The 1,888-nt window shown below is 40.8% G+C and carries 2 protein-coding genes and 2 pseudogenes; 2 read left to right on the forward strand and 2 right to left on the reverse strand.

Going from position 1 to position 1,888, the window contains the following annotated elements; genetic code table 11:
• The coding region (locus A1232T_RS09055) for a transposase (protein WP_143513977.1) at positions 1-392 on the forward strand (392 nt) is incomplete at its 5' end.
• Between the two features lie 4 nt (positions 393-396).
• Positions 397-1,098 (forward strand): annotated as a pseudogene (locus A1232T_RS09060) (IS1 family transposase).
• A gap of 28 nt (positions 1,099-1,126) precedes the next feature.
• Here A1232T_RS09060 and A1232T_RS09065 read toward each other — a convergent pair.
• Together A1232T_RS09065 and A1232T_RS09070 are read right to left on the reverse strand one after the other, a co-directional pair.
• Positions 1,127-1,429 (reverse strand): annotated as a pseudogene (locus A1232T_RS09065) (SDR family NAD(P)-dependent oxidoreductase); the annotation flags it as partial.
• Positions 1,430-1,591: 162 nt separating this feature from the next.
• Positions 1,592-1,888: zinc ribbon domain-containing protein (locus tag A1232T_RS09070; protein ID WP_208606942.1), on the reverse strand; the 297-nt coding region annotated here is incomplete at its 5' end.

Consider the following 1,888-nt stretch of genomic DNA (forward strand, 5'->3'; position numbering starts at 1 on the left):
ATAACTTAAGTGTATCAGAAGTTGCAAGAAGTGAAGGCATAGGTGTACAAACCCTATATAATTGGCGTAATCAAGCTAGAGAACAAGGACAGCCCATGCCCGGCAATAAAAACACTCCCGACAACTGGTCAAATGAAGCAAAACTTGCCACCATCATAGAGGCCAGTGGCTTATCAGAGACCGAGCTTAGCGAATACTGCCGTAGTAAAGGCCTATATGTCGAACAAATCAAAGCATGGCGAGCCGGAGCCTTATCAGGATTCAATCAAAGCCAAAAGCAGAGCTTAGCAAGCAGACGACAACAACAAGCTGACCGTAAAAAGATTAAAAAACTAGGTGGTGGTTCAAAAAGTAGGCTGGAAAAAAAACAGGCTGAGAAATTGATAAAATAGTGAAATGCAAATCACACTATACATCAAATGCCCAGCCTGTCTAAGTGACAATACAAAGAAAAATGGCTTCAAAAGCTATGGTAAACAAAACTATAAATGCAAAGACTGCAAACGGCAGTTTATTGGCGACCATGCCTTAACGTACCAAGGCTGTCACTCCCAAAAAGATAGCAAAATACGACATCTTATGGTTCGAGGCAGTGGCATAAAAGACATCGCTTGCGTTGAAAAAATTAGCAAAGGCAAAGTACTAGCTACCCTAAAAAAGTGTCACTACCAAATAACCCCCAAGCAAAGGCAATATGACTGTCTTGAAGTCGATGAGCTTTGGACATTCGTAGGTAAAAAGACCATCAAACAATGGCTAATTTATGCCTATCACCGTGATACAGGTGAAATTGTTGCCTATGTGTGGGGAAAACGAGACCTTAACACTGTCAAAAAGCTTAAAGCTAAGCTGAAAGCCTTAGGCGTAAGTTGTGCTAGAATCGCTAGTGATACCTGGGATAGCTTTGTTACTGGCTTTAAGGGCTTTACCCAAGTCATTGGCAAGTTTTTCACGGTCGGCATTGAAGGTAATAATTGCACTATCAGACATCGAGTAAGGCGAGCATTTAGGTGAAGTTGTAACTTTTCTAAAAAACTGGAAAATCACTTTAAAGCCTTTGATTTAGCTTTCTTTTACATCAATCATGGGTATGTCTAATGTTAGCCTACTTTTTGAACCACCACCTATTTTTATAATATCGTAATGGCTGAGCAACTGACTCTCCTACGGCTTTTAGACCCGCAAAGTGGATTACTCCAAAGAAATCGTGTTCATCGAAAACTTTATTTAGTAGGTTTCTATCTAATACATCACCTTCAATAAAGGCAATCTCTTTACCTGCAAGACGCTCAGTGCGTTTTAGAGCTTCAAGGTTACTGTTAGACAAGTTGTCATAGACCACCACATCGTAACCTGCTGCAATTAGCTCGATGCAAGTATGTGAACCGATATAGCCTACTCCGCCTGTTACTAAAATTTTATTGCTCATGAAAGTTCCAGACTAATTTGTATTTTAAAAGTACTTTGTAACATTCTTATCATCCCAGTTTAATATGGCCTATCCAACCGACTATTGACATACTCTCCCCACTTTCACATAGCTCAAGTGGGAGCACATAGCTCAAGTGGGAGATTCTAAAAGCATAGGCTCTTAGGTGACTTCCTCGCGGACTTCACTTGTTTTCTGCATCAACGGGCGACCTTTACTGCATCCTCCCTCAACAGACAAAACGGCATGTCCTGCCGCCAATATATTACGAGCTGCATTGAAATCTGCGTTCGCTTTATAACCACATTTGACGCACTCAAACTTAGCTTGAGTTTGTCTGTTTTCTTTTGCGATATGCTGACATTCAAAACAGGCTTGGCTGGTGTATTTTGGATCAACTCTGATTAGTATCCCTCCTTGCCATTTCTGTTTATACTCCAGCATATCAACCATCATACC

Origin of the sequence: Psychrobacter pasteurii (assembly GCF_900162815.1) — a bacterium.
Classification (GTDB): Bacteria; Pseudomonadota; Gammaproteobacteria; order Pseudomonadales; family Moraxellaceae; genus Psychrobacter; species Psychrobacter pasteurii.